The 26,155-nt window shown below is 40.3% G+C and carries 23 protein-coding genes and 2 pseudogenes; 14 read left to right on the top strand and 11 right to left on the bottom strand.

The features are described 5' to 3' along the window. The first annotated feature begins 151 nt into the window (after positions 1-151). The 4 genes from V7K98_RS01605 to V7K98_RS01620 all read left to right on the top strand — a co-directional run bounded on the left by V7K98_RS01605 (position 152) and on the right by V7K98_RS01620 (position 2,758). Positions 152-961, top strand: a complete 810-nt coding sequence (locus tag V7K98_RS01605) for a hypothetical protein (RefSeq protein ID WP_335018950.1) — start codon at positions 152-154, stop codon at positions 959-961. Between the two features lie 936 nt (positions 962-1,897). Further along, positions 1,898-2,035, top strand: a complete 138-nt coding sequence (locus V7K98_RS01610) for a hypothetical protein (protein ID WP_335018952.1) — start codon at positions 1,898-1,900, stop codon at positions 2,033-2,035. A 215-nt stretch (positions 2,036-2,250) separates the two neighbouring features. Further along, positions 2,251-2,496, top strand: coding sequence for a hypothetical protein (locus tag V7K98_RS01615; protein WP_335018954.1), 246 nt, complete (start codon positions 2,251-2,253; stop codon positions 2,494-2,496). Further along, positions 2,477-2,758, top strand: coding sequence for a hypothetical protein (locus V7K98_RS01620; protein WP_335018956.1), 282 nt, complete (start codon positions 2,477-2,479; stop codon positions 2,756-2,758). Before V7K98_RS01615 ends, V7K98_RS01620 begins: the two co-directional genes overlap by 20 nt. 241 nt (positions 2,759-2,999) lie before the next feature. Here V7K98_RS01620 and V7K98_RS01625 read toward each other — a convergent pair whose 3' ends face one another. Continuing rightward, positions 3,000-4,217, bottom strand: coding sequence for a glycosyltransferase family 4 protein (locus tag V7K98_RS01625; protein WP_335018957.1), 1,218 nt, complete (start codon positions 4,215-4,217; stop codon positions 3,000-3,002). A gap of 314 nt (positions 4,218-4,531) precedes the next feature. Here V7K98_RS01625 and V7K98_RS01630 point away from each other — a divergent pair. Next, positions 4,532-4,669 (top strand): annotated as a pseudogene (locus tag V7K98_RS01630) (uroporphyrinogen-III synthase); the annotation flags it as partial. 103 nt (positions 4,670-4,772) lie between these two features. Continuing rightward, the gene (locus V7K98_RS01635) at positions 4,773-5,072 is read left to right on the top strand and encodes a 2Fe-2S iron-sulfur cluster-binding protein (RefSeq protein ID WP_334861900.1); all 300 of its coding nucleotides are present in this window, start codon (positions 4,773-4,775) and stop codon (positions 5,070-5,072) included. Positions 5,073-5,295: 223 nt separating this feature from the next. Here V7K98_RS01635 and V7K98_RS01640 read toward each other — a convergent pair. Continuing rightward, a pseudogene (locus V7K98_RS01640) lies at positions 5,296-5,385 on the bottom strand (Hsp20/alpha crystallin family protein); the annotation flags it as partial. A gap of 390 nt (positions 5,386-5,775) precedes the next feature. On the opposite strand from V7K98_RS01640, the gene V7K98_RS01645 reads away from it, so the two are divergent. Then, on the top strand, positions 5,776-6,096 hold the full coding sequence (locus V7K98_RS01645) for a DMT family transporter (protein ID WP_335018960.1): 321 nt from the start codon (positions 5,776-5,778) through the stop codon (positions 6,094-6,096). Positions 6,097-6,505: 409 nt separating this feature from the next. On the opposite strand, the gene V7K98_RS01650 is transcribed toward V7K98_RS01645, so the two are convergent. Then, positions 6,506-7,543 carry a FecCD family ABC transporter permease gene (locus V7K98_RS01650; protein WP_335018961.1) on the bottom strand — a complete coding sequence of 346 codons (1,038 nt, stop codon included), beginning with the start codon at positions 7,541-7,543 and terminating at the stop codon, positions 6,506-6,508. 245 nt (positions 7,544-7,788) lie between these two features. Between V7K98_RS01650 and V7K98_RS01655 the strand changes: the two genes are divergently transcribed. After that, positions 7,789-8,052 (top strand): hypothetical protein, encoded by a 264-nt coding sequence (locus V7K98_RS01655; RefSeq protein WP_335018963.1) that lies wholly within the window; start codon positions 7,789-7,791, stop codon positions 8,050-8,052. Between the two features lie 39 nt (positions 8,053-8,091). Here the strand turns inward: V7K98_RS01655 and V7K98_RS01660 are convergent, their stop codons facing one another. Then, complete coding sequence (locus tag V7K98_RS01660; RefSeq protein WP_335018965.1) at positions 8,092-8,715, bottom strand: 4Fe-4S single cluster domain-containing protein; 624 nt, start codon at positions 8,713-8,715, stop codon at positions 8,092-8,094. A gap of 193 nt (positions 8,716-8,908) precedes the next feature. On the opposite strand from V7K98_RS01660, the gene V7K98_RS01665 reads away from it, so the two are divergent. Next, positions 8,909-10,102 carry an NAD(P)/FAD-dependent oxidoreductase gene (locus V7K98_RS01665; RefSeq protein WP_335018967.1) on the top strand — a complete coding sequence of 398 codons (1,194 nt, stop codon included), beginning with the start codon at positions 8,909-8,911 and terminating at the stop codon, positions 10,100-10,102. A gap of 197 nt (positions 10,103-10,299) precedes the next feature. Beyond that, positions 10,300-10,947 carry an HAD-IA family hydrolase gene (locus V7K98_RS01670; RefSeq protein ID WP_335018969.1) on the top strand — a complete coding sequence of 216 codons (648 nt, stop codon included), beginning with the start codon at positions 10,300-10,302 and terminating at the stop codon, positions 10,945-10,947. 577 nt (positions 10,948-11,524) lie between these two features. Here V7K98_RS01670 and V7K98_RS01675 read toward each other — a convergent pair. Continuing rightward, positions 11,525-11,866: an SH3 domain-containing protein gene (locus V7K98_RS01675; protein ID WP_335018971.1), complete on the bottom strand. Its 342-nt coding sequence runs from the start codon at positions 11,864-11,866 to the stop codon at positions 11,525-11,527. A 57-nt stretch (positions 11,867-11,923) separates the two neighbouring features. Further along, positions 11,924-12,682 (bottom strand): L,D-transpeptidase, encoded by a 759-nt coding sequence (locus tag V7K98_RS01680; RefSeq protein WP_335018973.1) that lies wholly within the window; start codon positions 12,680-12,682, stop codon positions 11,924-11,926. A 930-nt stretch (positions 12,683-13,612) separates the two neighbouring features. Between V7K98_RS01680 and V7K98_RS01685 the strand changes: the two genes are divergently transcribed. Continuing rightward, entirely contained in the window at positions 13,613-14,473 is an 861-nt protein-coding gene (locus tag V7K98_RS01685) for a Tab2/Atab2 family RNA-binding protein (RefSeq protein ID WP_335018975.1), read from the top strand. Here the strand turns inward: V7K98_RS01685 and V7K98_RS01690 are convergent. Next, positions 14,463-14,594: a hypothetical protein gene (locus V7K98_RS01690; protein WP_335018977.1), complete on the bottom strand. Its 132-nt coding sequence runs from the start codon at positions 14,592-14,594 to the stop codon at positions 14,463-14,465. The genes V7K98_RS01685 and V7K98_RS01690 overlap by 11 nt on opposite strands. A 31-nt stretch (positions 14,595-14,625) precedes the next feature. Next, entirely contained in the window at positions 14,626-14,793 is a 168-nt protein-coding gene (locus tag V7K98_RS01695) for a hypothetical protein (protein WP_335018979.1), read from the bottom strand. On the opposite strand from V7K98_RS01695, the gene V7K98_RS01700 reads away from it, so the two are divergent. Further along, complete coding sequence (locus V7K98_RS01700) at positions 14,792-16,105, top strand: TldD/PmbA family protein (protein ID WP_335018981.1); 1,314 nt, start codon at positions 14,792-14,794, stop codon at positions 16,103-16,105. The genes V7K98_RS01695 and V7K98_RS01700 overlap by 2 nt on opposite strands. Before the next feature lie 113 nt (positions 16,106-16,218). After that, positions 16,219-18,876: a chloride channel protein gene (locus V7K98_RS01705; protein WP_335018983.1), complete on the top strand. Its 2,658-nt coding sequence runs from the start codon at positions 16,219-16,221 to the stop codon at positions 18,874-18,876. 64 nt (positions 18,877-18,940) lie between these two features. Here the strand turns inward: V7K98_RS01705 and V7K98_RS01710 are convergent, their stop codons facing one another. The 3 genes from V7K98_RS01710 to V7K98_RS01720 all read right to left on the bottom strand — a co-directional run bounded on the left by V7K98_RS01710 (position 18,941) and on the right by V7K98_RS01720 (position 23,807). Beyond that, entirely contained in the window at positions 18,941-20,101 is a 1,161-nt protein-coding gene (locus tag V7K98_RS01710) for a glycosyltransferase family 4 protein (RefSeq protein ID WP_335018985.1), read from the bottom strand. Continuing rightward, on the bottom strand, positions 20,085-21,362 hold the full coding sequence (locus V7K98_RS01715; RefSeq protein ID WP_335018987.1) for an O-antigen ligase family protein: 1,278 nt from the start codon (positions 21,360-21,362) through the stop codon (positions 20,085-20,087). The genes V7K98_RS01710 and V7K98_RS01715 overlap by 17 nt, the downstream gene beginning before the upstream one ends. A 372-nt stretch (positions 21,363-21,734) precedes the next feature. After that, positions 21,735-23,807 (bottom strand): serine/threonine-protein kinase, encoded by a 2,073-nt coding sequence (locus V7K98_RS01720; protein WP_335019055.1) that lies wholly within the window; start codon positions 23,805-23,807, stop codon positions 21,735-21,737. Positions 23,808-24,886: 1,079 nt separating this feature from the next. Here V7K98_RS01720 and V7K98_RS01725 point away from each other — a divergent pair. Beyond that, the gene (locus V7K98_RS01725) at positions 24,887-26,068 is read left to right on the top strand and encodes a peptidase (RefSeq protein ID WP_335018989.1); all 1,182 of its coding nucleotides are present in this window, start codon (positions 24,887-24,889) and stop codon (positions 26,066-26,068) included. The last annotated feature ends 87 nt before the right edge of the window (positions 26,069-26,155 follow it).

A 26,155-nucleotide genomic window follows, 5' to 3' on the forward strand; every position in this document is an offset into this window, starting at 1 on the left:
GGGGTAGAACCAATGATTTCCTACATACATAGCAAAAGCATCAGGAAAATTTCTCGTGCTTAATTATGTTGCTTGTCAGTATTTGCTACTAAGAGAATTCAATAAGACTTTCAACCAAACTACTGTAATAAAATCACAAATAAGGAACTAAATGAAGCAATATATAGGAGTGGTAAAGCACTTTTTGCTGCTGGTTACTTCAGCGATCGCAAGTTCTGTATTAGTAACGCTACCCAGCCAGGCTGCTACTTTTGGTTTGGCTCAAGCAGAAGTAGCATTTACAAACTTAAATCAAAATCCTTTGCAGACTACAACTAACGTTGATACCACCGCTATAGTCACTGCCAAAAATGGTATTTTACAAGCTATAGCTAACGGAGAAGGGTTGTTTATAGTTGATCCACCGATGGCATTCAGTTCATCTTTAAGCGAAGCCTTCGGTGAAGGTAGTGATTACTTAGGGCTAGCAAAAAGTGATGGTCAAGTTATTGGTACCTTTGTTGTCAATGCAGGTACATCTTTTAATTTTGATTTCACAGCTAGTCTGAACCTGCTAACAGCAATAGATAACTATCCAGCAGAAAGTGCAAAAGCAACTGGAGCTATATCTTTTGCATTAATCGACACCGCTAGTCAGAGTATTTTAGACATATTTAGTCTGATAGGAAATTTAAGTACCCCAGGTAATGACGATTTTATTGCAATTCAATACGGAGGAAATTTTACTTTCAGTAATCCAGTTACCAATTATAATTTTGGAGGACAGCAAGAATATGCTAAAGCTTCTATTCAAGGTTCTCTGCAACGTTCTTTTGCTAACACAACAATTGTCAGTTTGGTAGAACTTACAAGTACAAGAGTTACAGTGGCAGTACCTGAACCTTCGACTAATGTAGGTTTACTTTTATGTTGTGGTGTAATTGTCTTTATATCCAGGGGGAGAGCATCTAAATTATCTTGACGATCAAAATTTTAGACCATTAATCGTGAGAGGATCAGGACTTACGCAAAAGGCAATGGAAGCCTTGATTTACCGTAGGGGCAATTCATGAATTGCCCCTACGTCTCGTACTTGATACGTAAGTTCTAAGGATGTTTGAAAAGTATTGACTAAACTACGAACATTGAAGGCAGGATGGTTTAGGCTACCTATGGTTAGGAGTACCAACAATAATGGACATATTTTATAACCTTTACATTTTTGCATATCAAAATTTATGCGATCTATGTAATATTCGCATCTTGCAATGATTCAAATGATAAACTTATGATGAAGCATCATAAAGTTCAACGATCGAAACGATAAATTTTTGATGAAATATATATAAAGATAATTAATGCTAGTGCCGTTTTATATATCTGTAACACTTACCCAGTCTACAAATTAACCATAATATTTATTAGGCAAAATAAATGTTTCAAGTGCTAAACATAATCCTTATTTTGGTCGCCTCCCCAAGGGTTAACTTTGGGTATGCCCTACCCTAGTTGCATTGCTGCAAGTTCTGTTTAACATAAAATATGTTTTGAAGATGCACTTAATTATTAAACGAACCGCCAACTATAGCGTTTCTCGACTTAGTAAGGTACACCCGCAGGGGCACAGCATTACTGTGCCCTTATACCAAGCGATATTATTTTGTACCGCATCTGAATGAGAACCGCTATATGCTAAGGAATAAGAATTAAATAACATACAGTTTATGTTTCTGGCTTACCTCACCCTCAATCCCTCTCCTTATAAAAGAGAGGGAAGCTAGAGACAGGATAAAGTACATTTTATTTAATCCACGTTCCTAATGTCTTTTGGTGCGATCGCTAGGCGTAGCTTGGTTCACCGTCCGAGGAGCATCCTGTAGGGAAGGGGTACGACGCGATCCATTGGTGTCAACTTAGCATGAAAACCTTGTCTCGTTCCCAGTCTTCCCAGTCAGTCTCCGGCTGGGAATGCCGTTTTAGAGGCTCCGCCTCCCTTGCTGGCGGTAGAGCCGCAATTGATCTGCATTTCCAGGAAGAGGCTGGAAACGAGATTTGAAAAGACTTTTAGCTTAAGTTGACACCAATAGACGCGATCGCACCCAGCCCGAAATTGCTAACTTTTCAGCCTTCTCTTCTTTACATAATTTCGGAATACTACCGCAAATGCGCTGATACTTTATTTTCCCGTCTTCATAAATTCAGCAAAAACACCGTTACGCTATTTGTACTTGTGATCAAAACTTAGAGCATCCAGTTTATTAGGGCGTGTTTATGACCAACCCTGTAACGACGTTTATCCAAGTCAATCTGGAGATGGCTCTAGAGGTAGCTCAAGAATTGGAGCAATCTCCATACACTCAACTCAGTGCTTATTGTTTGGAGATTTTACGGGAAATAGGATGTTCTGGTACTGAACTCCCAGTTAACTTACAAACTCGCGATCAGCAACTAAACTTTATCACAGGCTTTGCATCTTATGCATTTGGGGAGGTACAAAGTGTACAGAGCATTAATTGAAGATATCTTTTCTGATCCAGAAGAGACTGAAGAAACCACTTTTCCCGCGACAGATAAAGATTTGTTGATTTTAACAGAAAAATTTTTAGGGTTTGAAATTCCTTCAAAGGTTTTCTTACAAGCTATAGCTATTGCAGATTACGACGGTGCAGCCGCTTTTCGCTACGTTGAGAATTATTTGACTACTCTCAAAAATAAGAATAAACGTAAGCATAAGAAATTACTTGTGTTAGGTGCTTCGACTAGGTTTGATCATAATTGATGTGTTTCTTTACAAGCTAATTAACAACCAATCTGATTTAGATAAGATAATTTGCACTACTAATGTAGAGAGGTTGCAATGCAACCTCTCTACATACATTTGTCCCACATCGACAAAAAATAACATTAATTAACTAATTGGCAAAATGAATTAAGGGACATAATTGAGAGATGGATAGACAATAAACTTGAGCTTGATGATCAAGATTGAGGAATTTTAGCTAAGAATTCAGTGATTTAATTTATCTCTGTGCGAGACAAACTTGTTCATAGCTTTTACCAGCCATATCCCAAGTAAATTGTGTTTCTACTAGTTGCCTGCCGTTGTGAGACAATTGTGAACGCAGATGTGGATGATCAAATAATTGACTAATAGCGGTGATGTACTCTGCCGGTTTATTCGCTCTTAATGCTCGTAATGGATGACTAGCAACATCTACAGCTAATCCTTCTAAGCCGCGATCGCTAGCCACTATCGGTACACCCGCGGCCATTGCTTCTAAAGTTTTATTTTTAATACCAAAGCCAGTCCGCATGGAGACAACGCAGATGGTAGATTTATGTAAATATTCAACCATCGAAGGCACACGCCCAATTACATTAACTCCTGGTTTGCGATCAAGTGCTAAAACTTCTTGTACCGGATGAGAACCAACAATATCGAAAGTTGTATCAGGATAAAGTTTTTGGATTTCTGGCAAAACTTCGTTGCTGAAAAAGCAGACAGCATCAATGTTTGCTAAATTATCCATTGCACCGATAAAAATTAACCGATGTCCATTGGGATCGGTGGTACGGTTGGGGAAAGAAACTAAATCTACGCCATTGGGAATAACAGTAATTTCACTATTGGGATTAAACTCTTGTAGTTGAATTTTATCTTCTTCTGTTGTTGCTACAATTGCCGAAAATTTAGCACAGTAGTTTTGCTCATAACGACGCAAAAGAGGCAGATTAATTTTGTCTCTGAGGGAATTTTCTGAAATGCCTGTTGTTAATTGGTTCCGACAGGTAGCGTAAACAGAACTGTGAACATTGACTATAGTTTTTAGCTGTTTCTGAAAATGCGATTGTATATAAATTTCATTGACACTATGTTCGGAGGTGATTACATCGCATTTCCCTGCTTCCACCCAGTTATCAATCCATGTTTGCATCTCAACTGAATAGCGATTAAGTACGCTGGGCGGTGTCCCCTGTTGCAAAAATCTACCAAATCGCTGTACTTTCTGCAATATTCCGGTGTTTCCCGAATCTGGCGGGCGTTCAAAAATAGCTAGATGATCTACACAATCGCGTAATCCTGCTACTTCTGCATCTATCACATCGCCCTCGCGTTGAGTTACGAGGGTAATACTATGGCGTTGACTCAGATATTTAAGTAAATTAAATGTCCTAACTTGGGTTCCCCCGCGTGTTGGTGGGTAAGGAAAGGTGGAAGAGAGCATTAAAATGTTCATATAGCAGCTACCTTTGTTAATTCAGCAGTGATGTTAATATTGTGTTTGCCATGTTATACAATTTTTCCGCATGTCAAAGTAAAATCAGTTGGCTGACAATATAGCGGTTCTCGGTTGAGTGAGGTACACCAGTAGGGGCACGGCAGTGCCGTGCCCTTCGCAATTAATGTTGTACTGCATCTGAATGAGAACCGCTATAGTTTTTAGCCAGATTGGGATAATTGAGAATGCTGCAAAATATCAGTCAACCCAACTTTGGAAAGCAAATTCTGACAGTTCCGAGTTCTGAAGCTCAAATGAATAAAAATTTAGATTGTTTTGGCCCTTATACAACTGCCAATGCGCGGAAGTTGGGTATGAATGTCTGCATCGTGTCCAGGGATTATAGTTCATTTGGGGGATTTGCTGAAGCGATCGCAGAATTTTTTACTCTCACTTCCAATTCCCACTAAGCGCTTCAGGATGTAGAGCAATCAACCACATTTAACTCTAGACTCGCAGCACATAAACCCGTAGGATCAACAATGTAGTTCACATTTAACTAGGGATTGTTACATGGCAACTTATAAAGTCACACTAAAGACTCCAGATGAAGAAAAAACAATTGAAGTTTCTGATGATGATTACATTCTAGAGATTGCTAACGAAGATAATGAGATGGACTTGCCTTACTCCTGTAATGCTGGTTCTTGCTCAACCTGCGCTGGTAAGCTGATTTCAGGTACAGTTGACCAATCAGATCAAAACTTCTTAGACGACGATCAAATAGATGCGGGATGGGTTCTTACCTGCGTTGCCAAGCCCACTTCTGACTGTGTAATCCAAACTCATCAAGAAGATGAGCTTAACGGTTAACTAAGAAAAGAGCAAGTTTTTTAGGGTGCATTAGAACATTCGTTCTAGCGCACCTAAAATCTGGGATTATGTCATACTTTCGGCAATAACACACTCTAGAAGATTTAAAACTTTGCACTTTCCTAAGAAAGCTGTATGAGCTAAGTAATTTATACTAAAAAGCGCTCTCCAAAAAGGAGCGCTTTTTATTTCGTTTAATAAATAGCTAGCAGATATGAGGAAATTAGCCAGATGATGCTAGATTAACTTTGACGACTTTGTTCTTTTTTTCTTCAGCTTTGGGTAGCGTCAGATTCAAGATGCCATCTTTATAAAAGGTTCGGTAAATTCGAGAAAAAAGACTTGTAATCTATAAAGATATTATTATATACAAACAAGAATTATAAGTTATGAAACTAATATAGGAATCATATTTGATTATTGAAAAAATATAAGTATCTGTAGGGTGTGTTAGACGGAACGTCGTAACGCACCATCCCAAGCTTATGGTGCGTTACGCTACGCTAACGCACCCTACGAGGATTTCAAAAATCAAATACTAGTCCTATATTAATTAGAACGAATTAGATTTATCAATGAACTCAGGGAGATTAATTATGTTATTTAGAGTATTCTTTTAATCAATCATATTAAGCAACCCAGTTGTATTTTATTACTTTCATAGAGATAATAAAAGACGACTAACAAAAACCTCAGAAAAGATATGCCAATCAGTTGGATTTACCTCATAGCCGCAATCCTTTTTGAGGTTTCAGGCACAACTTGTATGAAGCTATCACAAGGATTTACTAAATTAGTGCCTTCAGTTTTAATATTTGTTTTCTATGGACTTTGTTTTAGTTGTTTGACCCTTGCTCTCAAGAGAATCGAAGTAAGTGTGGCGTATTCCGTCTGGGCTGGATTAGGAACTGTCCTAATTGCGCTCATTGGTATTATTTGGTTTCGTGAGTCTGCCACAATTATCAAGCTTTTGTCAATTGCCTTAATAGTTGCAGGGGTAATTGGCATAAATGCAAGTGAATGAAAAGTTAGATCCCCGACTTCTTAAAGAAGTCGGGGATCTGGACACGGTGAATTTTCGTTATATAATCTCCGGTTATTGAACCTCGCGTGACTTTTAGTCATGCGATTCCTGCTTCAACGATCTCCACCTGGATTGCTCCAGGACTTACAAGTTCTCCACGGGCATTTTTAAAGTCTCCCTAGCACCGACGGCGACTCTTAAACAAGTACTAGAAAGTATGTTTAACCTCAGTACCTTAAAGATTTTACCTACCAGAGGAGCGATACAAAAGTATCTATTTCTCAGTAGAACCCCATATCTTTAGTTGTCGTGGTTCAGATAAAGCTTGGTTTTCGCTATGCATATATTTTACCAGAACATGGAGCGCTTAACTCGTGACTTCAAGTCATGAGTGTGCGGCTTGCAAAAATCAAAATTTATTAAACCCAGTAGAGCGACGATAAAGTAACCAGATAAATAGCGGTGAACCCAGCAACGCGGTGACAGAACCTACAGGTAATTCTACTGCTCCTAATCTAGAGAGTAAATCTGCAAAAGTCAGTAACCATGCACCTGCAAGGGCGGAAAGTGGCAAAACAAAGCGATGATCTGTACCAACAATGAGGCGGACACCGTGAGGGACAACAAGACCAACAAATCCAATCAAGCCACTAATGCTGACTGCACCTGCGGCTAAGAGAGTGGCGACACCACCAATTAACAAGCGCGATCGCGTCAACGAAACCCCTAAACCCACAGCCAAATCATCACCCAAAGCCAGCACATTTACCGATCGCGCCAGTAAGCATCCCCCGATTAATGCAACGATGATATACGGGCCAGCCGTCGAAATTTCTTGCCAACCCCGTCCATTCAGGCTACCAACCAGCCAACTAAGCGCAATTTGAATTTGGCCGTCTTCAGCTAAAAGCAGCAATGTACTTTGTACAGCACCAAATAAAGAACTCACCGCCACCCCGCCTAAAATCAACCGTTCAACCGAAATTCCTGACCCCGCGCGACCGAGTAAAATAACGATCGCAGAAGTCAAAATTGCTCCCATCCACGCAGCTAGAGGAATTGCGATCGGGAATATTTGCCACACAATCATCACAATCACAATTAATCCAGCACCCGCAGAAATGCCCAAGATAAATGGATCGGCAAGACTATTGCGTAACATCCCTTGCAGTAATGCTCCCGACATTCCCAAAGCCGCGCCAACAATCAGAGCAGCCGTAATGCGCGGGAGACGTAAATCCCAGAGAATTGTCTGTTTAACCGGATCGCCTTTGTGGAGTATGGCTTGCCAAAATTCCGACATACTTAAGGGTACTGCTCCTTGAGAAAGCGATAGCACTAGCGTTACAAACAGTGCTGCACTAAGGAGTAAAACAGCCCAAATTACGCGGTGTTCAGTAAAAATTGTCTTAAATGGTTTAGCCAAATTCCGGTCTGGTATTTTCATTAACTGTAATCTGTCCCAAACAAAGCTGTATTTACATATATAGCGATATAGCGGTTCTCAATTGCATTGAATATAGACCTAACCCCCAGCCCCTTCCCTGCTAGCGTTGGGGAGTGAGATTCAAAGCCTCTCCCCTTGTAGGGGAGAGGTTTGGAGAGAGATCAAAATATATTGCATTCAAAAGAGAAGCGCTATAGTTTCTCTTCGATAATGAAGCCAGAAAGCAAAAATTTGAGCCTCAGAAGGTGAACGTTGAACTTCAAAAGGTGAACATTGAGCTTCAGAAGGTGGAAGTTGAGCCTCAAAAGGTGAACATTGAGCTTCAGAAGGTGAATGTTGAGCTTCAGAAAGTGAACGTTGAGCCTCAAAAGGTGAAAGTTGAGCTTCAAAAGATGAACGTTGAGCCTCAGAAGGTGAACGTTGAGCTTCAAAAGATGAACGTTGAGCCTCAGAAGGTGAATGTTGAACCTCAGAAGGTCAACCTCCACCTTCTGAGGCTGAATCTTTAAGTTTTAACTTTTTATGCCCAATGCCCAATGCCCAATTCCCTAAGTTAGTTCCAACCCCCCTTGATAACCAGTAACGATACGTCCACCATCTTTAAGGATGTGAACTTCTATCTGATCGCTAGCCCAAGTAATCTGGTCTTGAAAAGCCGGATTTAACACCCGAACCCGTTGATTACTAGAAGAAACTGGAGAGTTAGGAGAATTAATTGCCAGAGATTCTACAAAAGGCCCGTCAATCAGAATATCAAGTTGTTCTAACAATTCTTGGGAACCTGGTGGCGCAGATTGAGACTGTAGTTGCTTGAGAGTGAATCCAGAAAAAGACATTACATTTAACCCAGCAGCTTTTACTTTACGCGCTAAAAAAGCCAATGCAGTTGCTTGCAAAAAAGGTTCTCCACCAGAGAATGTTACACCAGTGTTGTGGGGATTGCTGAGAATATTTTCGGCAAGAGTATCAACAGCAATCAATTGGTTAGCCTCAAATGACCAGGAGTTAGTATTAAAGCAGCCGGGACACTCACGGAGACAACCTTGTACCCAGACAACTGCACGACAACCAGGGCCATTAACTTCTGATCGATCGACGTAACCCATAATGTTGAGATAGCCAGAGGGAATATCCATGAGTGCTAGCGATGGGTCAGTTGGCTTAATTTCCATCTCTTTAACTCCTTTTAGCCATTGCCTGTTAACCGTTAACTATAGCGAATCGACCGTTAGATAACTGTGACAAATGACAAAAGACTAATGATTAATCTCTGAAAAACTTGATGGGATTTTGAAAAGTCCGCTTTAACTGACTAGACTAAAGTTAGTTGCCTAGCTAGTATTGATCCTCCTATAGATAAAATCGATGACTCAACAAACTTCTAGAATTTGTATCCTTGGCGGAGGCTTTGGTGGTCTTTATACAGCCTTGCGCTTAAGCCAGTTACCTTGGGAATCTACGCAAAAACCCGAAATTGTTTTAGTAGATCAAAGCGATCGCTTCCTATTCTCCCCTTTACTTTACGAATTACTCACTGGCGAACTGCAAACCTGGGAAATTGCCCCACCCTTTGAAGAACTTTTACAAGGCACTGGGGTACGTTTTTATCAAGGTGTCGTCTCTGGAATTGACATCGACCAGCAACGGGTAAATATACAAGAAGGGCCACAAATCCCTTACGATCGCTTAGTGCTAGCACTAGGAGGTGAGACACCACTAGATTTAGTCCCTGGTGCGACAGCCTACGGCTACACATTCCGCACCATCTCTGATGCCTATCGTTTAGAAGAACGCCTGCGATTTTTAGAAGAATCCGATGCTGAGAAAATTCGGATAGCAATTATTGGGGCTGGCTACAGTGGTGTCGAGTTAGCCTGTAAGTTAGCCGACAGACTCGGTGAAAGAGGACGCTTTCGGATCGTTGAAATCGCCGATCAAATTCTGCGAACTTCCCCAGAATTTAATCGGGAAGCAGCAAAAAAAGCAATAGAAGCCCGTGGCGTATTTGTCGATTTAGAAACCAAAGTCCAATTAATAGAGCAAAATAGCATCTCTCTAGAGTACAAAAACCAGTTAGACAAGATTCCCGTAGATTTGGTAATTTGGACTGTGGGAAATAGGGTTGCGCCCGTAGTGAAATCTCTTCCCCTCAAGCAAAATCAGCGTGGTCAAATCATCACTACATCCAATCTGCAAGTTATCGATCATCCAGAAATCTTTGCTTTAGGAGATTTAGCAGACTGTCATGATATTGAAGGGCAGCAAGTCCCCGCCACAGCACAAGCCGCTTTTCAACAAGCTGATTATACTGCTTGGAATATCTGGGCAAATATCACTAATCGTCCCCTCCTTCCCTTCCACTACCAACAGTTAGGAGAAATGATGGCATTGGGTAAAGACAACGCCACCCTTACTGGTTTGGGAATTAAACTAGATGGGCCATTGGCATCCGTTGCCCGTCGGATGGCTTATTTATATAGATTGCCAACTTTAGACCATCAACTCAAAGTTGGTTTTAATTGGTTAGTGCGTCCCATCATAGAAACACTTTCTCGGTAACTTAATTAAAATTGGGCATTGGTCATGGGGCATGGGGCATAGGGCATAGGGCATAGGGCATAGGGCATAGGACATGGGGAAAGGGGAGATGAGGGAGACATAACCAATGACAAATGACAAATGACCAATGACAAATGACCAATGACCAATGACAAATGACAAATGACAAATGACAAATTCAAAATCTTCAAACTTTAATGGAACAACCGAAAGTTATTTTTTTAGATGCTGTGGGCACACTCTTCGGTGTTAAAGACAGCGTGGGTAAAGTTTATAGTCAGATAGCTGAGGAATTTGGTGTTACGGTTCCAGCCGAAACATTGAATACAGCCTTCATTCAAAGCTTTAAAGCAGCACCGCCGCCGATATTTCCAGATGCAGAACTGCAAGATATTCCCCAGCGCGAGTTTGATTGGTGGCGGATAATTGCGCTGAACACTTTTGAAAGTGCAGGTGTTCTCAAGGAATTTTCTGACTTTTCGGCTTTTTTTAGCGAACTTTATATCCACTTTGGCACTGGCGAACCGTGGTTTGTCTATCCTGATGTCTTACCAGCTTTAATTAACTGGCGGCGGTTGGGAGTTACTTTAGGTGTGCTGTCCAATTTTGATTCGCGGATTTATTCTGTATTGCAAAGTTTGGGATTAAGAGAGTTTTTTACCTCCGTCACCATTTCTACCCAGGTACGTGCAGCTAAACCCGATCCTCAAATTTTTGCCATTGCTTTAGATAAACATAAATGTTCCCCAGAGGCAGCATGGCATATTGGCGATAGCATTGTAGAAGATTACCACGCAGCCAAAGCAGCCGGACTCAGAGGCGTTTGGATCAATCGGGGGAATTAAAGGCTTTTCTAAATTGTCAAAATATTAACTGGATCGCAACTGAAAAAATCTTTCGATTATATGGCGGTTCCCATTCAAATGCGGTATAGAATTATATCGCTTGGTGTAAGGGCACAGCAATGCTGTGCCCCTACCGGTGTACCTCACGCTTGTCGAGAAACGCTATAAGCAATCCAGCATTTTTCTACTTACTGCCAACTTGCCAAGCGTGTAGAACCATCTTCTTGGATCTATCACAACTTGGTAAGTAAGTGGGTCAAATTAAATATAAAACCTCACCCTGCCTCCGGCTTCCCTCTCCGATACTTTGGAGAGGGATTGAGGGTGAGGTTTGATCTTATATTTAATTACGCTTACCTACTTATTACTTGTGATAAAACTCCATCTCACAACATAATTAGAAGAAGCTTTGCTCATTCTAATTGCAGAGAAATAAAACCTCCAAAAAATTATGTCCCAGGTAGTACCTGAGACATGATTTTTGCAGTATTAAAGATGGCGATTATAAAGATTTAATTGTCTAGTAAAGTTATGGCGACTTTAGAGACTATATAACACCTCGTTACTAACAAAAGAATTAGTCTCTAAATGCTAAACTGCCATCACAGATATAATCAGCACGAGCCCAGCCAGTTATTTCACCTCTTCTGACTCTAAACCAAGTGAAACCATCTCGACCATTTTGACGATCTAGCACGCTAATATTCGTCTTGTTGGAAAGTTCTAAAATCTTGCTATTACCCTTTCCAGGCCCTGAACGTACTGAGACACTACCATCGGAGTCATTCGTACAAACATGAGCATTATAACCTTCATTAGATACGTAATTTCTACCACCAAAACCGGGCCCAACTTCTTCTGCTGCTGCTGGTAATATCGCAGTGAGAATTAATCCACCTACAAGGAAAGCCTTAAACATGATTGATACTCCTTTTATAAAAAACGAATTTTGAAATTGAATCAAAAAAATAGAAAATTAGCGAATGGCAACATCAAGAAATTGAGGTCTGTAAATATGTACGTAGTCCAATACCTGACTCAAATCCTCACGGTTTGTTAATGCCACACATCCTGATGTCCCATCTTCACCATTGTTTTGGTTAAATGACGGATCGTAATGAATACCCAAAGAAGAACGCCCAGTACCAAATAAGGGCTGTATAGGAAGAAAGCGATCGCCTGCTTCAGGAATTGAGCCGCGAGAAGTTGCTGTAGCAACTTTGTATCTTCCGTCAGGTAACGGTGCTTCTGTTCCAGAACGGTTACGATCTCTGTCCTGGGTATACGCTCTACCAGATACGCTTATGTATCTACCAACTAACTGGCCATTTGCGAACAAGCTCAATTCATAAAGAGGATTTCCTAGTGAATTTACCTGTCTTGTTGGCGTTAGAGTCATGTAGTTACTATTCCTCTGATACCCCAGTTCGGTTGATACTCTTTGTGACTTTTTGTTATCCTTATTTAACTCCTGAATAGTTGTGATTTGTGACATATCAGACATAGAGATTTCGCGGAACGCAGAATTATTTGTTTCGCCAGTTACAAGGGATTCTATAGTATTAGAACTATTGATTTTCTCTCCAGTAACCGATGCTAATTTATCTGCCCGATTTTTGAGATTCTCAGATGATTCTAAAGAATTGATATTTGTTGGTACTTTAACTTCTGTATTGGCATTACTACTTGCAATAGCTAGACAGGTTAAAGACATCAGGATGGATCGAAACAACATTAATGCTCTTTATTTTTTTGCTTTCTACGACTATAAACTGCCTTTTTATACTAGAACATGAGGAATAACTCTGATTTTTATTGGATGGTAGTTTATCCAAAATATAGACATTTTAAATCATTTTTTAGTATTTTATAGCTAGTAACACGTAAACAAGATTCAACTTAGATACAACAGAAATAAGTATGTTAATCATTCTTAGTTAAAGAAATATTTTGTCTGGCAAGGATTAGAAAAGTATGATGTGTAAACAAATCAAGACTATTTTGTTTTTTACTGGTAGAATTTTTGATAAATTTTAGTTGTGAATATTCATATTTAATACTTATGTAATTGAACTTGCTAGGCATATTTTTTTGTATATTCACCTACTTAGGTATTGATGATTTCTGGAGAAAAAATTACTATTGGGCTACTATTTGATTTTTGAAATAGACCGGCGTTTTGTTAGTGGAGCGTTACAGCACTTACGGCAGCTATGAGGTACATCCTCAAAGCTGAAAGCTATGATAGGAGAGGGGCAAGAGGAAAACTGTATTGCATAATAGCCGCAAGCGCTGTATAGCGGTTCCTATTCAGATGCAGTACCAACATTAATAGCGAAGTGTAAGGGCACAGCACTGCTGTGCCCCTACGGGTGTATCTCACTCAACCGACGCTATATGCACCTTAAAGATAGCGATTTGTTTTAAAAATCAAACCGGATTACTATATCGTTTGGGTAATTCCTGTATATTATGGAGATAAAAAACTACTCTCAGAGCGATCGCCTAATGAAAAACAAGAGAGATAGTGAAGAGGTAAAATTTAAAACATCCACCTCAGATACTCGTTAATCCCAATTCCCAATTCCCAATGCCCAATGCTGCCCCAACACCCGTATGATCTACATATCAGGAAAACATAACAGCCAGATTTTTATAGCAAAACATGGGCAGTATTTGGGAAATCGATTTTTACTCACGTCCGATTTTAGATGATAATCAGAAAAAAATTTGGGAAGTCTTAGTCTGCGAAAGCCCCTTAGATATCAGCACCAAACCAGATTCTTTGTTTCGCTATGCTCAATATTGTCCCAGTAACCAGGTAAATTCGGGCTGGTTGCGGACAGCATTGCAAGAGGCTATTAACCAAGCTGGAAAAGCACCAATTAAAATCCGCTTTTTCCGCCGCCAAATGAACAACATGATTACTAAAGCCTGCCAAGATATAGGCATTCCCGCCCAGCCTAGCCGCCGCACTTTGGTTCTTAATCAATGGTTAGAACAGCGCATGGAAGAAGTGTATCCTCAAGAACCAGGGTATCAAGGGGGAACTAATCCCTCAGTCCGCTTGGAGAAACCTTTGCCGCAACGTTTACCAGATGCTTTGGAAGGGCAACAGTGGGTATTTGTGACTTTAGATGCTGCGGATTTTGCTGATATGCCAGAGTGGGAAATTGGTTTTAGTGAAGCTTTTCCTTTAGAGTTGGCGAAAGTTTCACCCGAAGCCCGGATTCCTGGTATTTTGATTTTCTCACCGAGAGCGTTACCCTTGGCTGGCTGGATGTCTGGTTTGGAGTTGGCTTTTTTGAGATTTGACACCAGCGAAGAGGCAAGATTGCTTTTAGAAACTGGTGTAAATGAAAGCTGGATTGTGGCAAATCTCAAAAAACCTCAACTCTTAACAGAGGCTAAAGGTTTTGAGGAAGCCAAGCAAAAAGCTAACGGAGTGCATTTTATTGGTGTCCAGTCCGATCCCAAAGCACAATCTTTTGCTGGTTTTTGGCTGTTACAAGAGGTTAATCTTTGAAATTGGGCATGGGGAATTGGGAATTGGGCATGGGGCATGGGGCATGGGGCATCGGCCATTGGGAATGACAAATGACAAATGACAAATGACCAATGACAAATGACGAGATCCGTTGAGACATGACAATGATTTGGGATAATTAACTGCGTCCATCAATGTTGATTTGCGGTTTCAAATGGTAACTGTAAGGAAATGCTGATGATTTTTGGATAGTTGTCTGCGTCCATTAGCAGAAAGCCCGATCGCAGGCTTTTAGCGATCGCACTTTCTCCAATGTGCGCTGATATACGATTCAAAATCCACCATTCACTAAGGGTCATGGGTTCTGAAATTTTGTCACAAGATACACTAGCCGAACAGTTGCTGGAACTAGCTATAAAATCTGGAGCAGAAGCTGCTGAGGTGTATCAGTCGCGATCGCTTTCTCGTCCAGTGTTTTTTGAGGCAAACCGACTCAAACAGCTAGAAACCAACCAGTCTGAAGGTACAGCACTCAGGCTTTGGCGAAACGGTTGTCCGGGACTGACGGTAGCTTACGGTTCTGTCTTAGCCGAAGTCATGGTGGAAAAAGCTCTGGCATTAAGTCAACTGAATGAACCGGAAACTGTAGAATTAGGCTCTAACTTTCAGCCCTCTTACCCAGATTTAGGGGAAAGTGTACCGATAGAGATTTTGGTAGACTGGGGCAAAGAAGCGATCGCACTCATTCGTGATGTCTATCCCGATGTTGTGTGTAATGGTGACTGGGAATGTGATATTGAAACTACCAGAATAGTCAATACTAAAGGTTTAGATTGTCACTATACTGATACTACTCTCAACTGCTATGTATCAGCAGAATGGGTACGTGGCGATGACTTCTTAAGTGTTGCTGATGGTCAAACCAAGCGGGGGGAACTCCACCCTGAGAGATTAGCTAACCAAATTTTACAACGGTTAATTTGGGCTAGAGAAAATGTCTCACCCCCTACCGGTCGTGTCCCGATTTTGTTTACTTCTAAAGCCGCCGATATGCTTTGGGGTACTGTGCAAGCCGCTTTGAATGGCAAGCGAGTCTTAGAAGTAGCTTCACCTTGGACAGAACGTTTAGGTAAAGCAGTAGTTGCACCCAGTCTCACCCTCTACCAAGATCCAGAAGCTGGCCCTTACAGTTGCCCTTTTGATGATGAAGGGACTCCGACTCAATCTTTAGTATTTATCCAAAACGGGACTTTACAGCATTTTTATGGCGATCGCACCACCGGTCGTCAACTCGGTACTGACACTACTGGAAATGGTTTTCGCCCTGGTTTGGGTAGCTATCCTACTCCTGGCTTATTTAATTTTCTGATCCAGCCAGGTTCGACATCCCTACCAGATTTAATTCAACAACTTGATGATGGCTTGATTGTCGATCAAATGCTGGGTGATGGCAGCAGTATTTCTGGAGATTTTTCAATCAACGTTGATTTAGGCTACCGCGTCCAAAATGGTCATGTAATTGGGCGCGTTAAGGATACTATGGTTGCAGGTAATGTTTACACAGCCCTTAAGCAATTGGTTACACTGGGCAACGATGGTGATTGGAATGGTTCTTGTTATACTCCATCTCTAATAGTAGAAGGGCTATCCACCACAGGGAGAAGCAATTAAAGAAGGCACGGAGCAGGTACTACATCCTACACAAAGTTTCAACAAGTAATCTTGGTGCTTAAGTCCTAACCATACCCAATAATATAATTCAATAACACAATATCTTGGATATTATGTGGCATCTATCCATCCTCCAACACTTTCGACAACTGCTGCGGCCACAACGTCGTTTAGCCATCTTTGAAGCTTGTCTAATTGGCTTAGTTTCGGCTCTTGGAGCAGTCTTACTGAAATCGGGCGTAGGCTGGCTAGGTGCATGGCGAGTGCAGACATCATTACTACTACCAGCTTGGTTTGTGCTACCTGGTATCGGCCTCACCTGTGGATTACTCGCCGGATGGTTGGTGGAACGTGTAGCACCAGAAACTTCTGGAAGCGGTATTCCTCAAGTCAAGGCAGTGCTGGCCAATGTACCAATTGCTCTAGATTTACGGGTTGCTTTGGTTAAGCTAGTAGGCGGGATTCTGGCATTGGGTTCTGGGCTAGCTTTAGGGCGAGAAGGGCCAACAGTTCAGTTGAGTGCAGCCCTAGCATCTCAACTCAGTCGGTGGTTTCCGACTTCGCCAGATCACCGCCGCCAGTTGATTGCTGCCGGCGCAGGAGCCGGATTAGCGGCTGCTTTCAATACGCCGATCGCAGGTGTACTATTTGTGGTAGAAGAACTTCTACAGGATTTCTCTGGCTTTACCCTTGGTACTGCAATTCTGGCCTCCTTTATTGGTGCAGTCGTCTCGCGTGTATTAGGTGGCCGCAGTCTGGATCTCAATCTGGCATTAACTGCTTCCAAGACCAACTTTTTTGTTCAAGATATTCCTTTCTATTTGGTGTTGGGGATTTTGGCTGGGTTGCTGGGAGCGCTATTTAATCGAGGCATTATCGGTAGCTTAACTGTTTACCGCCGCTCTCTCCGTTTTGGATTACCTGCTCGTGTGGGACTCGCTGGGCTAGTATCTGGGATGATTGTGGCGATGTTACCGCTAGCATTTCGAGATAACACGGGATTGCGGGAAATCTTAATTACGGGTGAGGCTAGCTGGTCAATAGCTGCGATCGCCTTTATCTCCCAGTTTATCCTAACCTTGGTAGCTTATGGCTCTGGTGTACCAGGAGGATTATTCGCTCCCGCTTTAACTCTGGGGGCTGCCCTTGGCTACTTGGTCGGTATCGGAGAACACAGCCTGCTGCTTCCTCTGGGGATACAGAGTGGATTGCCAATTACCTTTGCTTTGGCAGGAATGGGCGCATTTTTTACGGCAGTCGCCAGAGTCCCAATTACGGGGATCATAATTGTGTTTGAAATGACTACAGATTTCAACCTGGTGTTGCCCTTAATGATTGGCTCTGTAACATCCTATCTAGTTGCCGAAAAGCTAGTGCCAGGATCGCTATACGATAAACTTTTGGAGTGGAATGGCATCACGCTCCAAAAAGAATCTCCTACAGAGGGGATAATCACAAAGTTAACAGCCAAAGATGTGATGCAACAACAGGTAGAAACTCTGGATGCAGAGATGCCTTTGGATGAAGCAATGCAAGCTTTTGCCCGTTCCCATCATCGCGGCTTCCCCGTGGTAGAAGATAGCAAGCTGGTGGGGATTGTCACGCAATCAGATTTGTTGAAAATTCGCGATCGCAATTTAGCCAATGATATTTGTTTAAAAGAAATAATGACACCTGTCCCGATGACAGTGACACCAATCCACACTCTGGGCAATGTGCTGTATTTACTAGATCGCTATCAAATCAGTCGCTTACCAGTGGTAGATGGACGGAAACTGATCGGAATTATTACCCGTGGAGATATTATTCGCGCCGAAGCAGATCATCTTAATGGTAACAATGGCACTCCTGGAGTGCGGCCACAACCTTCTTATGTAGTTTACCAAACGCGATCGCCTAGCACTGGTAGCGGTAGATTATTAGTCCCAGTAGCTAATCCCGAAACCGCAGGTATTTTATTACTTATGGCAGCAGCTATTGCCCGCGATCGCCATTATGAAATAGATTGCGTGCAAGTGATGCTCATACCCCGCCACAGTTCCCCGTCGGAAACAGAGGTAAGAACCGCAAAAAGTCGCCGCTTGCTACGACAGGCGGAAGTTTTAGCAAAAAAGTGGAAAATTCCTTTACACACGCAGATTCGAGTTACTCACGATGTCGCCCAGGCAATTTTGGAGACAATCAAGGAACAACATATCGATCTAATCTTAATGGGATGGAAAGGTAACACATCTACCCCTGGTCGGATTTTTGGCAGCGTTGTAGACACCGTAATTCGCCAAGCTACCTGCGAAGTTGTATTAGTAAAATTAGGCAAACCCCCCCAATCCCCAGTCCCCACTCCCCAATCCCCAATCCCTACTCCCCAGTTCAATCGCTGGCTAGTTCCAATGGCTGGTGGCCCCAATTCCCCGTTAGCGATTAAGTTGTTACCTGCTTTAATTACATTGGGAAACAATCCGCAAATTCGTTTAACACAGGTGTTTAATCCGTCTGAACTCAAGCCGGATATGTCAATTTCAGAACAAGCTATTCGCCACTTGATGCGGCGGCGAAAAATATCCAGTACTGTAGTTGCTCTCCCAGTGCAAGCTGATTCAGTCGCTGAAGGTGTGATTAACCTAGTGAAAACCGAAGGTTACGATGTTGTAGTTTTAGGAGCTTCCCGCGAAGGATTATTGCAGCAGGCGATTCAAGGTAATATTCCAGAAGCGATCGCATCTGGTGTAGAAAGTACAGTAATTTTAGTTAGGGGTGCAATTAACAAATAAATATTGAATCTTCCCTTTTTTGAAAACTAACTAAATGTATACAAAAAATGTTTTTTAATTGTAATTAATGTCCACTAATTAACTTTGCCAAAGTTGCATTAAAATGACTAAAATCAAAAGCTTCAATAGTTCTTTTTTGCAAGTATTCTGCTTGGTAAACTACTGGGTTAGAACAATTACCTTGTAGAATTTGAATTAGATTATCAGCAATTTCCTCTACATTATCAGGGTGAACTAAACATCCTAACTCGCCCTCAGCTAACGGATCTATAGAACCATCTCCATTACCCGCTAACACAGGTTTACCACAAGCTAAAGCTTCTAGATAAACAATACCAAAGCCTTCTCCTTTACTAGGCAAAGCAAAAACATCACAGAGATTGTAATAAGCACACAATTCTTCATCTGGTATAAACCCTGCAATAGTTACACAATCTTGTAAATTTAAGCTGGAAACTAAAGCATTAATTCGAGGTAAATCATCCCCTTTACCTGCAAGAATAAAGCGAACATTAGGGATATGCAAGCGGACTTTAATTAATGCCTGAAGAATTTGGTCATAACCTTTGTATTTTGCCATGCGTCCCATGCGTGTTACTGTTAGAATTACAGGCTGTTCACTTGTTAAGTTATATCGTTCCAGTAAGTAGGGAGGTTTCGGATTTATTTTAAATTTATTTGCATCAAACGTATTAGGCAAAATTACTATTTTATCTGAATCAATACTTATGTCTTCAAGCAAACGATGACGAGTGTAATTACTAACACTAACTATTTTATCTGCTTTTTTTAATGCTAATTTTGTAACATTATTTTGAATATCCCAAACTTCTAAGCCATGAGCAACTACCCAGTAAGGAGTTCCAGTCAGGAGTTTTAGAACATAACAAGCAATGGCATAGTTAACATGAGTTGAGATTACTACAGTCGGACGTATAAAAATAGCCGAAAGAATTATTTTGGTGGCAAATAAAATGGGTTGCAGTAATCTTGGCAAATCTCCAAAATAATGAAATATTGTTGAAGTTAAAAACTGCAAGTTTTGTGGCCGTCTTAAATTGTGCTTATCATACTTGAGAAACACATTATACTCACCTTCAGGATATAGATTTTGTAAAGCCTTCAGCAGAAATATTGAGTAAACTTGAATACCTCCTTTAAAATCAAATATATTCGGAAATATTAAGTAAAAATGATGTTTATCAATCTTAGGCTTCTTGAACATCGTAAATAATTTCAGGGTTTGATTGCATGACTAAATTATTTCGAGAATTTATAGCTGCTGCTATAAAATAAAACTCAATCGTTGTAAAAGTATAGTCTTCAGTAAAAACATCTGGGATTTGAGATACTAAAAACATAATCAGTGGCACAGTAATTAGAGGATTAGCATACTTGATTTGAAGTGCTATCTTTGTTAAAAAATTAGTAAATAACAATAATCCAGGAACTCCTTGTTCTACTAACACATTTAAAAATATATTATGTGCGTGATAACCTTTATGTCCCCAAACTTTTATTCCTATCGTTTCTGGAAAAACTCCTATGCCAATACCAGTAAGTGGCCTTTTAATAGTTTCGTTAATAGCTGCCTGCCACATTGCAAATCTTGAAAATCCTGTTCCTACAATATTAGGAGGCATTTTTACACTTGGATTTACTAAATTTGAATTTTTTAAATGTGGATTTTCTAAAAATATATTAATTAGTGGAAATATTTTACTATCTGTCAAACCAATTCTCTCTGTAGAAATTGGTATGGTTAAAATGCATAAAAATAACAAACTAATTATATAAATCATTTTTCTAATACTAATAATTCTATATGCAAATAAAAGAAATATACTTAGTATTAAAATTACCCAACCATTTCCACTAGCAGATAAAGCTAGAGAAATTATAAAAATTAATTCACTTACATGTAATTCAATTTTAGAAATCTTATTCTGTTTTTCTAAAATCAAGCTTAAACATAAACCAATAGCGACTATTACCCCAAACTGATTGGGGTTTTGCATAATTGAACCAATCTCGGGATAAAAACTAGGGAATTTTAATAACTTAAAAATCCAGCACTTTGGAAATAAAGCTTCTATAAAACCCAAAACTGCAATTATTTGTAATAAGTACAATATCCAACGATAGTAGAACGTTAAAAATGGTGTTTTTATATTTCTAAAAGTTAACACCAAAAAAGCGAAAAACAATATAAAGTAAGTTGAGTATTTTATACTACAAGCAATAGCAATAGTTGGGAATTGGCTGATTAATGACGATAACCACATCCATAAATACATCAGGCTTATAGATATCAAAATATTTTTATGCTTCTTAACAACTTCTGGTATAGATTTTAAAGATAAAATAATTATTCCAAAGCTAAATACAGGAAGTAATAAATAATGAATACCAATATTTATTCCCGGAAATTTAACCCGCCCTAGAAGGGAAGAAAATAGTATGAGGAGGAAAAATATATTAATCATAACTTTAGAGTTGGGGTATAGTTGCTTTACAACGAAAAACCTAGATTCAACCCTAAATTTGAGAGTTACTCATAGATTTTGATATTTTTCCAGCTAAAATTATGAGTATGTAAAAAATACTATCATGTTATGGCCTCTGGTAAATAAAAACACAAATAAAGCCTGCAAATATAAATCTGCTTAAAGTTGTATTTACGATCGCGTCAATAAGTATTTTGGTATAAATTGGTATAAATTATAATAATGTGCATGGCAACTTATGACACACTAAAGTTAGCGATCGCATTAAAAAAGATCGATTCGAGAAGCTCTATTGATAATTAACATTTTTACGAAAACTTGTCTGTGTTATCTAAGTAATTGCTACACTTCTCATTGAATCGTCTGCCAAATTTTGAGAATGTTCTCACCACTTCCACCGCCAGCAATAGTTTTTCCATCAGGACTGATGGCGATCGCATAAATATATCCAGAACCCGTCTCTAAAGTGCTAATTTCCTTTCCTGTTGACGGATTCCACAGTTTAATTGTCTTGTCACTACTACCACTGACAAGAGTCAGATTATTTTGACTTCCAGCGTGCAAAAAGGCAACAGAATTAACCTTATCATTATGTCCCTTTAAGGTGCGGATTTCCTTTCCTGTTTTGAGATTCCACAATTTAATTGTTTTGTCTTTACTGCCACTGGCAAGGGTAACACCATCAGGAGCAAAAGCAACTGAAAGAATCGAATCTGGATTTCCCTGTAAAGTGCGGATTTCCTTTCCTGTTTCTAGATTCCACAATTTAATTGTCTTATCCCAGCTACCACTAGCCAGGGTTTTGCCATCAGGACTAAAAGCTACAGATGGAATACCACTAGTATGTCCCTGTAAAGTACGAATTTCCTTTCCTGTCTCTAGATTCCACAGTTTGATTTTCATATCCTTACTAGCAGTACCACTGGCAAGAGTTTTGCCATCAGGACTGAAAGCTACAGAAGTAACTCCGTCAGTATTTCCCTCTAAGGTGCGGATTACCTTTCCTGTCTCCAGATTCCACAATTTGATTGTCTTATCTGCACTACCACTGGCAAGCATCTTGCTATCAGGACTAAAAGCAATAGTCCAAATCCAATTGGAATGTCCTTCTAAAGTGTGGATTTCTTCTCCACTGGCTAGATTCCATAGCTTGATTGTCTTATCATCACTGGCACTACCAAGAGTTTTGCCATCAGGACTGAAAGCTACGGAATTCACATCGCTGGAATGCCCTTTAAGGGGTTTGGGAAAATAATTTTCTAAGGCGTTTTTTGGCTGAGGAATCGGCTGAGAGATTGGCTTAGAGATTGGCTGAGAAATTGGCTGAGAAGATTCCTTCCTTGGAGTCTGGAAATACCAAACTCCCCCCAATCCCAACGCCAAAATGCTAGAAATTAACAGCAGTTGACTTTTTAACGTATTATTTAGTTTTCGTGGAACTGGCCCTTTGTTTGCTGGGGAAGCTGCAAATGTTGACGTAAGTACAGTTACTGGCAGTGATGACAATGGTGGTAGCCCTGGTGTCAAGTCAGCGATGACTTCATCAGGCGATTGGTAACGCTTTTCAATATCTAGTTGCAACAGCTTATCTAAAACTTCACCCAACTCTATAGACACATAAATCTCATTCCTACCTGGACTGATTAAATATTGTCGCCAAGATGCAACCCAACTATAGCCTTGCTGTATCCACAGCTGAGATGGGCGAACTCCAGTCAAAAGATGAAAACAAGTCGCCCCCAAACTGAATAAATCACTGCTTGGGTAAGCTTTGCCATCCTGCATCTGTTCCAATGCGGTGTAACCATGCGAACCAATAACAGTGCCCATTTTAGTCTGCACTGTTACCGTCAGCTGCTTGGAAGCTCCAAAATCAATTAGCACTAATCGCCCGTCATTTTGACGACGAATAATATTTTGTGGTTTGATATCCCGATGAATCACTCCCCGGACATGGATAAACTTCAGTACCGGCAGTAAATCTAGCAAAAGTTCCCGAATCTCTGTTTCGTTATAGTTTCCCCGTGTCTCCCATTCCTTAAGCAAGTTTTTTCCATTGATAAATTGCTGTACCAAAAACAGATAGCCATTTTGCTCAAAATAAGCCAATAAGGTTGGAATTTGCTGATGTTCAGCGAGTTCTTGCAGGCGACTCGCTTCTTGTTTAAATAGTTCAGTGGCCTTTGTTAGTGGCCCAGTTCCTTGAAGTTTTGGTGCAAATTGCTTTACAACACAGCATTCATTCAGCTTATGTACATCTTCTGCTAAATAGGTTCTACCAAATCCGCCCTCATCTGACAACACTTGACTGGGACGATAGCGACCTCCTAGCAGAGGTATTAGTTCTGCTTTACAACTGTGGCAATAGTTGTTTTTATCGGGATTTAGGGGTTTTTGGCAATCGGGATTCACACAACAGAGCATACTGGGAATCCATTTCAAGGAGTACATATTCATCTTAAGTCATGCAGTTTGACACTCTCCGGGCTAAAACCACGGAGATTCTTGGTTCAACGAGTCCACTTAGATGAAACCCCTTGCGGTATCTCACCCAGAGGTGCTTCTCTCCTCAAGCGTTAACTTTCGGTATGCCCTACCGTAGTTGGATGACTCCAAAATTTGTTTGTGTGTAAATACTGGTCGTCTAGTCCCCATGAAAATTTTACCTATTCCTGGACAGGAGCTAGAACTATGGAATAGAACCCTATATTTTCAATTGTCAAGGTGCAGCGTAGAGCCGTTAGGCAACATCGGGTTTTTATACAGGTTGATTACCCTTCCTGTTAAAATCAGTGTAACATCAAAGCACCCGTGCATAGTGCATCTAGCTTTCATCGTCTGCCGAAAGTACGAAAAACGCAACGATGTTGCTGTTTCTCAGGTGTTTTTAGCGTCTTTCTTATAATCTCTGTTGTTCGTTAATATCACTGAGATAGTATATAAATCCCCAGTTTCCTTACCTCATCAGGTATTGAACAATTTAAATAATTGGAAAAAAGTTATGCTTGAGCAATGCCTTTTGAATAATTGATTGGTTTCAGCAGGTAGGAGGCAGGAAAAAACCACGCTTAATTTTTTTTAATTCCGGCAACAAGACTTTATATGTTGTAACACTTTCTCCTGGATATAATTCCTCATTTTAAACTGGGCAATGACCCAGAACGAAAGTTTTGATTAATACTTTTTCCTCTAGCAATCCTCTCGATTTAGTAGTCTGGCAGCATTTAGCTCAGTTTGGCAAAAATATATTGGTAAAAATCCGAAAAGCAATAATTTCAGCTTGTAGCTAGGTATATACTTACAAAATTGATATTCACTCTGGTACAGCTAGGCAAAAATCCAGCTAAAATCTCAAACAAGACTCTGGGCAAAGTCCTCTTGTTGAAATTATGTATATTTTCGCTCCAGTGTATTAGTAATTTGAATTAAACTATCAATTTATTGAATCAAATTTTGTCTATCTATATAAATACCAAATCATTAGCGAAATCAGGAGCAGAATTATGCTGTTAGAAACCAAAAACTATCGTCGCAAATTAAGTCATATTCTAATTTGTTCTTTGAGTAGTACTTTGTTAATTACAAGTAATCTGCTACCCATAAGTGCCTTGGGAAAACCTCAAAACTTTCAAGGCTTCATAATTGCTAAATCACCAGATGAGAGACAACCAGAAGCTGTAAAAAAAGCAATTGAGCAAATGCCTGCTGCTACTCAAACCTCAATAGCTCCAAGACGCAAGACATCTATTGAGTCACCAATACAGAATCGTCGTATCTCTTCTAATACAGGAACTTCGCAGCAAACCTCTAGCGCTTCAGATGATGACTCTACTTCTAGACCATCTAGACGTAGAGCTTCAACTTCTAATTCAAATACAAATCGCTCTAATGGTGGCTCCAGCAGAGTTCGCAAGCCAAGTTCTAATGTAGCTAGAAGTGGAAACAGAAATATCGCCCATGCAGCAGTTTCTTCACCTGCGACACCAACTTATAAAAATATTAACTTTGTCGATGTCGAATTGGGTATTTTAAGTAAGAATGACTTTCAATCTCAAGGTAGATATTTTCATTTCTATGAGTTTGAAGGTAGACAAAATCAACTAGTTCAAATTAGGCTGATTGGCAGTAAGGATACACGCAGATCAAATAACTTGAGTTTAAATCCTTTGTTGTTTCTGCACGATCCCAATAATAATATCATAGTCAAAAAAGGTGCTTTGGATAAGAGCAGTGGTGGCGATGATGCCTTCATTTTTGCGCGGCTACCTATGAACGGTACTTACAAAATTGCAGTTACTAGCCGCGATTCTGGAGAGATCGGTCGCTATAGTTTGGCTCTGAGGAATGATAGAGCTAGCTATACTTTAGATGAAGCAGGCCAACTAAGTGCCAATAGTTCAACCTTGAAACAAAATGGAGGCGCTTACAATGTTTCTAATTTCCAAGGAAGAAAAAATCAGCTGATAAGTATTCGTGTAGATAGTGTTGATGAAGAATTTTCTCCTTACGTAGCTTTGCTAAATTCTCAAGGAAAGACGATCGCCATCGATAGAGACAAAAATAAGGATGGTGTGTACAGCGCTTTAATTGATCGAGCTAGGTTGCCTGAAGATGATACTTACTATATAGTTGTTACTTCCAAGAATCCACAAGAACGCGGTAAATACAGATTGACTATTTTCTAATAATTTAGTTTGCCTAAAAAACCTGTCCCTCTCCGAGTCGGCTACGGTGTACACACAAGTCTTGGTGAGGCAGGCTATTTGCGGTTA

Origin of the sequence: Nostoc sp. (assembly GCF_036917435.1) — a bacterium.
Taxonomy (GTDB): domain Bacteria; phylum Cyanobacteriota; class Cyanobacteriia; order Cyanobacteriales; family Nostocaceae; genus Nostoc.

Bases quoted from the DNA above. Each gene is read 5' to 3' on its own strand.
- V7K98_RS01605 (WP_335018950.1), top strand. From the start codon at position 152: ATGAAGCAATATATAGGAGTGGTAAAGCACTTTTTGCTGCTGGTTACT.
- V7K98_RS01610 (WP_335018952.1), top strand. From the start codon at position 1,898: ATGAAAACCTTGTCTCGTTCCCAGTCTTCCCAGTCAGTCTCCGGCTGG.
- V7K98_RS01615 (WP_335018954.1), top strand. From the start codon at position 2,251: ATGACCAACCCTGTAACGACGTTTATCCAAGTCAATCTGGAGATGGCT.
- V7K98_RS01625 (WP_335018957.1), bottom strand. From the start codon at position 4,217: ATGAACATTTTAATGCTCTCTTCCACCTTTCCTTACCCACCAACACGC.
- V7K98_RS01635 (WP_334861900.1), top strand. From the start codon at position 4,773: ATGGCAACTTATAAAGTCACACTAAAGACTCCAGATGAAGAAAAAACA.
- V7K98_RS01645 (WP_335018960.1), top strand. From the start codon at position 5,776: ATGCCAATCAGTTGGATTTACCTCATAGCCGCAATCCTTTTTGAGGTT.
- V7K98_RS01650 (WP_335018961.1), bottom strand. From the start codon at position 7,543: ATGAAAATACCAGACCGGAATTTGGCTAAACCATTTAAGACAATTTTT.
- V7K98_RS01660 (WP_335018965.1), bottom strand. From the start codon at position 8,715: ATGGAAATTAAGCCAACTGACCCATCGCTAGCACTCATGGATATTCCC.
- V7K98_RS01665 (WP_335018967.1), top strand. From the start codon at position 8,909: ATGACTCAACAAACTTCTAGAATTTGTATCCTTGGCGGAGGCTTTGGT.
- V7K98_RS01670 (WP_335018969.1), top strand. From the start codon at position 10,300: ATGGAACAACCGAAAGTTATTTTTTTAGATGCTGTGGGCACACTCTTC.
- V7K98_RS01675 (WP_335018971.1), bottom strand. From the start codon at position 11,866: ATGTTTAAGGCTTTCCTTGTAGGTGGATTAATTCTCACTGCGATATTA.
- V7K98_RS01680 (WP_335018973.1), bottom strand. From the start codon at position 12,682: ATGTTGTTTCGATCCATCCTGATGTCTTTAACCTGTCTAGCTATTGCA.
- V7K98_RS01685 (WP_335018975.1), top strand. From the start codon at position 13,613: ATGGGCAGTATTTGGGAAATCGATTTTTACTCACGTCCGATTTTAGAT.
- V7K98_RS01690 (WP_335018977.1), bottom strand. From the start codon at position 14,594: ATGTCTCAACGGATCTCGTCATTTGTCATTGGTCATTTGTCATTTGTC.
- V7K98_RS01700 (WP_335018981.1), top strand. From the start codon at position 14,792: ATGGGTTCTGAAATTTTGTCACAAGATACACTAGCCGAACAGTTGCTG.
- V7K98_RS01695 (WP_335018979.1), bottom strand. From the start codon at position 14,793: ATGACCCTTAGTGAATGGTGGATTTTGAATCGTATATCAGCGCACATT.
- V7K98_RS01705 (WP_335018983.1), top strand. From the start codon at position 16,219: ATGTGGCATCTATCCATCCTCCAACACTTTCGACAACTGCTGCGGCCA.
- V7K98_RS01710 (WP_335018985.1), bottom strand. From the start codon at position 20,101: ATGTTCAAGAAGCCTAAGATTGATAAACATCATTTTTACTTAATATTT.
- V7K98_RS01715 (WP_335018987.1), bottom strand. From the start codon at position 21,362: ATGATTAATATATTTTTCCTCCTCATACTATTTTCTTCCCTTCTAGGG.
- V7K98_RS01720 (WP_335019055.1), bottom strand. From the start codon at position 23,807: ATGCTCTGTTGTGTGAATCCCGATTGCCAAAAACCCCTAAATCCCGAT.
- V7K98_RS01725 (WP_335018989.1), top strand. From the start codon at position 24,887: ATGCTGTTAGAAACCAAAAACTATCGTCGCAAATTAAGTCATATTCTA.